The organism is Kocuria sp. GQ42 (assembly GCF_059758435.1).
Genome location: NZ_JCAXEN010000007.1, coordinates 267,932 through 275,685, shown reverse-complemented (window position 1 = coordinate 275,685; position 7,754 = coordinate 267,932). Strand labels below are relative to the sequence as shown.

The 7,754-nt window shown below is 75.1% G+C and carries 7 protein-coding genes; 4 read left to right on the top strand and 3 right to left on the bottom strand.

From position 1 onward, the window contains the following. Positions 1-256: 256 nt before the first annotated feature. The 3 genes from AC6CH6_RS15415 (at position 257) to AC6CH6_RS15405 (ending at position 3,437) form a co-directional block, all read left to right on the top strand. Entirely contained in the window at positions 257-1,225 is a 969-nt protein-coding gene (locus tag AC6CH6_RS15415) for an MBL fold metallo-hydrolase (RefSeq protein WP_498255779.1), read from the top strand. A 43-nt stretch (positions 1,226-1,268) separates the two neighbouring features. Continuing rightward, positions 1,269-2,978, top strand: coding sequence for an FAD-dependent monooxygenase (locus AC6CH6_RS15410; protein ID WP_498255778.1), 1,710 nt, complete (start codon positions 1,269-1,271; stop codon positions 2,976-2,978). Positions 2,979-3,056: 78 nt separating this feature from the next. Further along, positions 3,057-3,437 carry a DUF1622 domain-containing protein gene (locus AC6CH6_RS15405; protein WP_133408991.1) on the top strand — a complete coding sequence of 127 codons (381 nt, stop codon included), beginning with the start codon at positions 3,057-3,059 and terminating at the stop codon, positions 3,435-3,437. A 24-nt stretch (positions 3,438-3,461) separates the two neighbouring features. On the opposite strand, the gene AC6CH6_RS15400 is transcribed toward AC6CH6_RS15405, so the two are convergent. Further along, on the bottom strand, positions 3,462-3,734 hold the full coding sequence (locus AC6CH6_RS15400; RefSeq protein WP_133408992.1) for a hypothetical protein: 273 nt from the start codon (positions 3,732-3,734) through the stop codon (positions 3,462-3,464). Positions 3,735-3,836: 102 nt separating this feature from the next. Next, complete coding sequence (locus tag AC6CH6_RS15395) at positions 3,837-5,150, bottom strand: condensation domain-containing protein (protein WP_498255777.1); 1,314 nt, start codon at positions 5,148-5,150, stop codon at positions 3,837-3,839. Between AC6CH6_RS15395 and AC6CH6_RS15390 the strand changes: the two genes are divergently transcribed. Next, positions 5,149-6,042 (top strand): alpha/beta fold hydrolase, encoded by an 894-nt coding sequence (locus AC6CH6_RS15390; RefSeq protein WP_498255776.1) that lies wholly within the window; start codon positions 5,149-5,151, stop codon positions 6,040-6,042. The two genes, AC6CH6_RS15395 and AC6CH6_RS15390, sit on opposite strands and share 2 nt — an antisense overlap. A 28-nt stretch (positions 6,043-6,070) precedes the next feature. On the opposite strand, the gene AC6CH6_RS15385 is transcribed toward AC6CH6_RS15390, so the two are convergent. Continuing rightward, positions 6,071-7,735 (bottom strand): thiamine pyrophosphate-binding protein, encoded by a 1,665-nt coding sequence (locus AC6CH6_RS15385; protein WP_498255775.1) that lies wholly within the window; start codon positions 7,733-7,735, stop codon positions 6,071-6,073. Positions 7,736-7,754: the final 19 nt, after the last annotated feature.

Here is a 7,754-nt window from a genome sequence, read left to right as displayed (position 1 = left end):
GAGGAGGGCCTGAGGGGTTGAGGGCATGAGTGGGCTCCTGTCGCGACGGGGTGCGGCCGGCATCCGGGCATCGTCGCCCGACTTTACTGACCGATCGTTCATCAAACCTTCCCACGCGTGCGCCCGCGGGGTCAACAGAGCCGCGAGTGCAATCGTCTGTGGCCTGCTTCACAAATCGGGGTCCGGGGGCTACCGTGGAACTGATACAGCATTTGACTATCCCGGGGCCTGTGCGGCCCCACGAAGGAGACGGCACATGGGCACCACCAAGTCGTTCGCGTCCTCGGCCGACCTCGGCGAGAAGCAGAAGACCCTCGAGATCCTGGCCGAGGGCGTCTACGCCCTCACGGCCGAGGGAGACCCCAACATCGGGGCGATCGAGGGGGAGGACTTCCTGGTCTGCTTCGAGGCCCTGGCCACCCCCGTGGTGGCCGCCGAGTGGCTGGCGGAGCTGCGGAAGCACACCGACAAGCCGATCCGCTACCTGGTGCTCTCCCACTACCACGCGGTGCGCGTGCTCGGCGCCTCGGCCTTCCACGCCGAGACGATCGTCGCCCACGAGAACACCTACGACCTCATCGTGGAGCGCGGCAAGGAGGACTGGGCCTCCGAGTTCGGCCGCATGCCGCGCCTGGCCAAGGGCGCGGACACCGTCCCGGGCCTGACCTGGCCCACGGTGACCTTCCGGGACAAGCTGACCATCGACCTCGGCGGGGACCGCGGGGACCTCGTGCTCCAGCACTTCGGCCGCGGCCACACCGAGGGCGACATCGTCGCCTGGCTGCCCCAGCAGAAGATCCTCTTCGCCGGGGACCTGGTCGAGGCCGAGGCCGCCCTCTACACCGGGGACGCCTTCCACCGCGACTGGGCGAGCCACACCCTCGACGCCGTCAAGGCGCTCGGCGCCGAGCAGCTCGTGGGCGGGCGCGGGGCGGTCTCGAAGGGCCGGGAGGCCGTGGACGCGGCGATCGAGCAGACCCGCCGCTTCCTGGACGTCATGATCGAGGAGGTCGGGGCCGTCCAGCGCGGCGGCGGCACCCTGAAGGACGCCTTCGAGGCCGTGCACACCGCCCTCTACGACGACTTCGGCCACTGGCCGATCTTCGAGCACTGCCTGCCCTTCGACGTCTCCCGGCTGTGGGACGAGCTCTCGGGCATCGAGCGGCCCGTCATCTGGACCGCCGAGCGCGACCGCGAAGTCTGGGACCAGCTCCAGAACGGCTGACCCGGGCCGCACGAGCAGCGACACGAGAACGAGGAGGGCGACAGTGAGACGATTCGACTCCGGCAAGGTGCTGGTGCTCGGCAACGGGCCCGTGGGCCAGACCGCGGCGCTGCTGCTGGCGCGGTGGGGCATCCCCGTCACGATCCTGGACGCCCGCGCCGAGCGGGACCCCATCGGGTCCAAGGCGATCTGCCAGCAGCGCGACGTCCTGGAGGTCTGGGAGGCCGTGGGCGTGGGCCGGCAGGTGGCCGCCGAGGGCGTCACGTGGGACACCGCGCGCACCTTCTACCGGGAGAAGGAGCTGTTCGCCCAGCCCTTCCGGGACAGGGGGCAGTCCCCGTTCCCGCCGTTCGTGAACATCTCGCAGACCCGCACCGAGGAGCTGCTCGCGGCCAGGATCGCCGCCGAGCCGCTGATCGAGGAGGTCTGGGGCCACGAGATCGTCTCGATCACCCAGGACGAGCGCTCCGTGACCGTGGTGTGCTCCTGCCTCGACGGGGGCCGGGCCGAGATCGTGGCCGACTACGCGATCGCCGCGCTCGGCTCGAAGGCGCGGTCGCTGCGCGACCAGCTCGGGGTGAGCTTCGACGGCCGCTCGTTCGAGGACAAGTTCCTGATCTGCGACATCCGGGCCGACATCCCCGGCTGGGCCACCGAGCGCCGCTTCTACTTCGACCCCGAGTGGAACCCCGGCCGGCAGGTGCTCATCCACCCGTGCCCGGACTCGACCTTCCGGATCGACTGGCAGGTGCCCGGCGACTACGACCTCGCCGCCGAGGAGGCCTCCGGGGCCCTCGACGCGAGGATCCGCCAGATCATCGGGGACACGGACTACGAGATCGTCTGGAAGTCCGTCTACCGCTTCCACGCCCGGCTGGCCTCCCGGATGCGGGTGGGCCGGGTGCTGCTGGCCGGGGACTGCGCCCACATCGTCTCCCCGTTCGGCGCCCGCGGGCTCAACTCGGGTGTGGGCGACGCCGAGAACGCCGCCTGGAAGCTGACCTCGGTGCTGCGCGGCAACGCCGATCCGGCGCTGCTGGAGTCCTACGACGTCGAGCGCCGCGCCGCCGCCGTCGAGAACCTCGAGGTCACCGAGGCCACCATGGACTTCCTGGTGCCCCGCACCGAGGAGCAGCTGGCCGAGCGGCTCGCCAAGCTCGAGCGGGCGATCGGCGACCCGGCCGCGTCCACCTACGTGGACTCCGGGCGCCTGGCCGAGCCCTTCTGGTACGTCGACTCCCCGCTCACCACGCCGCACCCGACCCGGACCTTCCCCGGGCGCCCGCCCAAGGGGGAGGTCCCCGACCCCGTCCCCGGCGTGCTGCTGCCGGACGTCCCGGTCGCCGTCCCGGGCATCGCCGCCGACCGCGTCCGCGAGCTCGCCCGCTTCGGGATCCTGCTCCTCACCGGCCCGGCGGTCGACCAGGAGCTCGTGCGCGGGGCCGCGCTCGCCGCCATCGGGTCCCCGCTGCGCCTGCACGCCATCGCGGACATCGACACCACCGGCAAGCTCGCCGAGGCGCTGAAGCCGGAGCCGACCGACGTGTGGGTGATCCGCCCCGACTCGCACATCGCGGCCGTGGTGGACGGCACGGACCCCCGGGCGCTGAGCCGGGCCCTGCAGAACACCGTCGCCGCCCCCGGTTCGGAGGCGGCCCGGGTCCTCGCGGAGCGCGAGCGGCCGCCCGGTCCCCCCAGGCGGCGGGGCTCCGTGCCGGAGACCGCGCCCCAGGAGGTCGCCGCCGCCGGCTGACGGCGGACCCGTGAGATCCTGGCGTCCTCATCGCAGACTCGAGCCGGCGCGTCCCGCCGGGGTCACCGGAGGTGCAGGATGTCGTTCCAGGAGTCCATGGAGCTGGTCGGGGAGGCCATCGACGTCGCCGGCGTGGTCGCCATCGTCGTCGGGACGGTGGTGGCGACCCTCCTGGCCGGGCGGGACCTGCTGGGCCGCGGGAGCGGGGAGCGCGACACCTACGAGAGCTACCGGCAGCGGCTCGGCCGCTCGATCCTGCTGGGCCTGGAGCTGCTCGTGGCCGCGGACATCATCAAGACCGTCGCCATCACCCCCACGTTCGAGTCGGTGGGGGTGCTGGCGCTCATCGTGGTCGTGCGGACCTTCCTCAGCTGGTCCCTCGAGCTCGAGATCAGCGGGCGGTGGCCGTGGCAGAAGAACCAGGACGAGGCGGCGCCCCTGCCCGAGCGCGCGGTGTAGGCCCGCCGGGCCCCGGCCGGGCGCTCAGGCCTCGGGCGGGTACTCCTCCGGGCGCAGGTCCCGGCTGCACGGGACCCGGTGGCCGGGCACCAGCTGGTTGGCGGCCCGCGCCAGGCCGTCCCGGTGCCGGGGCGGCAGGTACAGGGCGTGGTGCAGGTAGGCGTCGAGCTCCAGCTCCCCGACCTCTCCGCCCAGGTGGACGTACCGCAGCCACAGGTCGCGCGCACCCAGCCCGGTGCTCGTCAGCGCGGTGCGGATCAACCTGGCCTGCGTCCTGGCGATCGTCCGGTCGTCCATCTGACCCCTTCTGCCCGCTGCCACCAGGATAGTCGGCGGACCGGGGCGGGGGCAGGGCGCACGGGCGCCCGGACCGGGCCCTCGGGGGTGCCGGGCCCGCGGCTATCCGCGGTCCGGTTCCGGGCGCGCCTGCGCGCGCAGCCCCGCGCCGACGGCGCCCAGCCACGCCTCCACCGACGAGCGGGCCTGCCCGGTGCCCGGGTAGCGCGCCCGCAGGTGCAGGCCGCCCTCGCCCACCACGAACCACACCTGCACCCCGGTGGTCGGCGCCGACGCGGAGATGTGCTGCGCCCGCAGCTCCGGCGCCAGGGTGGCGGGCAGCCGCCGGTAGTCGAGGTAGGACAGCATGAACATCCCCGGCGGGACGGGCATGCCGCCGTGGGGTCGCAGGATCGGCTCCAGGGCGTGCGAGCCCAGCTCCAGCGTCTCGCGCACGGCGGCGCGGCAGGCCTGCGGATCGGGGTCCGAGCACTCGAGCACCGAGTTGGTGATGAACCAGCCCACGGCGTCGCGCCAGTGCGGCTCGGTGCGGCTGTGCACGGGCAGGACCGCGCGCAGGGGCCGGCCGGCCAGCTCGGCGGTCGCCCGGGTCAGCACCGAGACCACCAGGACCAGCAGCCGGACGTGCAGCGCGTCGGCGCGCGCCTCCAGGCGGGCCAGGCCCTCGGCGTCGAGGACGTCGTGCGTGGTCACCGTCTCGGGCGCCGGGGCGCCGGGCTCGCCCAGCGGCAGGGGGAAGACGGGCAGGGCGCCGTCGCCGTCCGCGAGGATCCGCGCCCAGCGCCGCACCACGTGCGGCGGTGCCGGGGGGCGCGCGGCGAGCTCCCGCGTGTGCTCGGCGAAGGATGCCGCGGGCGCCCGGCCCGCGCCGGCCGGGCGGCCGGCGCGGAGATCGTCCAGCCCGTCGAGCAGGTCCCGGGCGAGCAGGGGCAGGGACCAGGCGTCCACGTGCGCGTGGTCGGCGGCGAGCACGACGACGGCGGGCCCGGCCGCGGGCTCGATCAGGCACAGCCGGTGTGAGGGCCGGGCCAGCGGGGAGCAGGCGGCGTCGGCCACCGCCTGCAGGGCCGCCCGCGTCCCGCCGGCGCCGACCTCGTGCCGGGTCCACACGGGGCGCACGGCGTCGGCGATCTCGTGCAGCCGGACGCGGCCGTCGTCGTCGGCGGAGAAGACGGTGCGCAGCGTGTGGTGCCGCCGCACGACACCCGCCCAGGCCTCGCCCAGGTGCGCGGCGTCCACCGGCGCGGGGAGCTCCACGGCCACGGCCATCCAGGACCCCGGGCGGGGACCGGCTCCGACGTGCATGCCCTGGTCGAAGGACACCGGCAGCGGCCGGCCGGCGCCCTCGGCGGGGACGGTGCAGCTGGACAGGCGGCCCTCGGGCAGCCGGGCGTGCGTGATGCTGGTCAGCCGCATGCGCACCTCCTGGTCGGGCCGGGACGGTCCGGCCGCCGAGGACGCGTCCGGTCCACGGGTGGTCACAATCTACGCGTACCGTGGCGGCATGCCGACGCTCGAGCTCCCCCGCTGCCGCCTGACCTACGACGTGACCGGCTCCGGCCCGCCGGTCGTCCAGCTGCACGGGCTGCTGTCCGACCGGGCCGCCAACACCGCGGGCGGTCTGGACCTGGCGGCCGGGCTGAGCGGGCACCGGACGGTGCGCTACGACGCCCGGGGCCACGGCGGCTCCGCCGCGGAGCCCGTGGCCGCGGACTGGACCTGGCCCCGGCTGGCCGAGGACCTGCTGCGCCTGCTGGACGCCGTGGCGCCCGGTGAGCCGGTGCACGGGATCGGCCCGTCCATGGGGGCGGCCACGCTGCTGCACGCCGCCCTCGCCGAGCCCGGGCGGTTCCGCTCGCTGACGCTCTGCGTGCCCTCGACGGCCTGGGCCTCGCGCCGCGGCCAGGCGGGGACGTACCGGCAGGGCGCGGACCTGGTGGAGCGCCACGGCCTCGAGGCCTACCTCCGGGCCGGCCGGGCCGCGACCCGGCCGCCCGCCGTGGCGGACCGGCCGGTGCACCCGCCGCGCATCGACCCCGGCCTGCTGCCCGCCGTGCTGCGCGGCGCGGCCGGCACCGACCTCCCGCCGGTCGAGGAGCTGTCGCGGATCGGCGTGCCGACCCTCGTGCTGGCCTGGTCCGAGGACGCCACCCACCCGCTCTCCACGGCCGAGGCGCTGCGCGCGGCCCTGCCCGGCGACGCTCTGCACGTGGCCGGCACGCCCGCCGAGCTGGCCGAGTGGCCGCGCCGGTGCGCGGACTTCGTCCGGGCGGTGGAGGCGGACCGGGGGGCCGGTTCGCCCGGCTGATCCGCGAGGGTCCGCCGGGGCCGGTGGGTCAGAGCCGGCGGCCGGCGGTGAGGGAGGCGGACATGAACTCGGCGACGACCTGCTGGGAGATGGCCACGTCCAGGACGAAGACGCCCTCGTCGTGGCTGGCCAGCCACTCGGTGAGCGCGGTGAGGTCGGCCAGGGTGTGCGCCTTGGTGCCGGCCGCGCCCATCGCCCGGCCCACGGCGGCGAAGTCGACCTCGTCGATGAGCATCGCGGTGGGGTCCAGGCCCTTGGAGGCGTACTGGTGCAGCTCGGCGCCGTAGGCGGAGTCGTTGAGCACCACGATCACCCCGCGCTTCGTGGCGCGCAGGAACGTCTCGAGGTCGGCCAGGCCCATCAGCCCGCCGCCGTCGCCGGTGACGAACACGGTGGTGCGGTCGGGGCGGGCCACCGAGACCCCGGCGGCGGAGCCGAAGCCGAGGCCGATGGACTGGAAGGCGGTGCCGACCAGGACCATGGCCTGCGGGTCGGGCACGGTCAGGTACATCGGGGCCCAGCCGATGAAGTGGCCGCCGTCCATCACCACGGAGCGCTCGGCGGGGAGGATGTGCTCGAGGGCGGCGACGACGGCCCGGGGGTTGAGCCGGCCGTCCGGGCCGAACTCGGCCGGGTCCTCGACCGGGGCGGAGCCGCGGAAGGCGGCGGTGGCGACCTCGGGGGCGGCCGCCCGCCAGGTGCTCTCCGGGGCGGCGGCGGAGATCCGGCCGGTGAGTCCCTGGAGGAACGGTCCCAGGTCCGCGCGCACGTAGTCGGTGACCGGGGGCGTGCGGTCCACGGGCTCGTTGTCGATGCGGATCACCCGGGTGCCCTCGGCGAAGAGCGTGCCGTAGCGCAGCTGGAAGGCGTTCAGCGATGCCCCGGCGACCAGCACCACGTCGGCCTGCCGGGCCAGCTCCAGACGGTGGGCGCGGGTGAAGCCCCCGGCGATGCCCAGGTCCCACGGGGAGTCGAAGACCCCGGTGGCCATGGCGGAGGTCATGAACAGCGCCCCGAGCCGGTCCCCGATCTCGGTGAGCGGGGTGGTGGCCCCGGCCAGGAGCACTCCGCGCCCGGCGAGGATCAGGGGCCTGGTCCCCGCGCGCAGCAGCCCGGCGATGCGGTCGAGGTCCTCGGTGGAGGCGGTGAAGGTGGGCTTGACCGGCAGCGGGTCCAGGACCGTCTGCTCGGCGAGGGGGGCGGTGGCGTGGTCGTAGGGGAGGGCCAGCACCACCGGCTGCACGGTCTGGGCGGCGAGGTCGAAGGCCCGGTGGGTGATCGCGGTCGCGTTGTCCGGGGCCGCGACCAGGGTGGTGACCCCGGCGGCGGCGGCCGCGGTGGTCTGGTCGACGTCGAAGGCCCGCCGCCCGGTGGTCGGGGCGTCGCCGACGACCAGGACCAGGGGGATCCGGGCCAGCCGCGCCTCGGCCAGGGCGGTGTAGGTGTTGGTGAACCCGGCCCCGTAGGTGGTCGTGGCGGCCCCGGTCCGCCCGGTGGCCCGGTGGTAGGCGTCGGCCATGGCCACGGTGGCGGACTCGTGCCGGGCGGAGGTGAAGCCGAAGCCGCGGGAGGTCAGCGAGCTGATCAGGTGCGCGTTGCCGTTGCCCATCAGGCCGAACAGGTGGTCGGTGCGCTCGGCGAGCACGTCGGCCACCGCCGTCGAGACCGTGGGGAGCAGGAGGTCGGTGGTCATGGAGGGGTCCTTTCGGCGG

What these genes read in the sequence shown, in the direction of transcription:
- AC6CH6_RS15415 (WP_498255779.1), top strand. Translation starts at nt 257, where the DNA reads ATGGGCACCACCAAGTCGTTCGCGTCCTCGGCCGACCTCGGCGAGAAG.
- AC6CH6_RS15405 (WP_133408991.1), top strand. Translation starts at nt 3,057, where the DNA reads ATGTCGTTCCAGGAGTCCATGGAGCTGGTCGGGGAGGCCATCGACGTC.
- AC6CH6_RS15400 (WP_133408992.1), bottom strand. Translation starts at nt 3,734, where the DNA reads ATGGACGACCGGACGATCGCCAGGACGCAGGCCAGGTTGATCCGCACC.
- AC6CH6_RS15390 (WP_498255776.1), top strand. Translation starts at nt 5,149, where the DNA reads ATGCGCACCTCCTGGTCGGGCCGGGACGGTCCGGCCGCCGAGGACGCG.
- AC6CH6_RS15395 (WP_498255777.1), bottom strand. Translation starts at nt 5,150, where the DNA reads ATGCGGCTGACCAGCATCACGCACGCCCGGCTGCCCGAGGGCCGCCTG.
- AC6CH6_RS15385 (WP_498255775.1), bottom strand. Translation starts at nt 7,735, where the DNA reads ATGACCACCGACCTCCTGCTCCCCACGGTCTCGACGGCGGTGGCCGAC.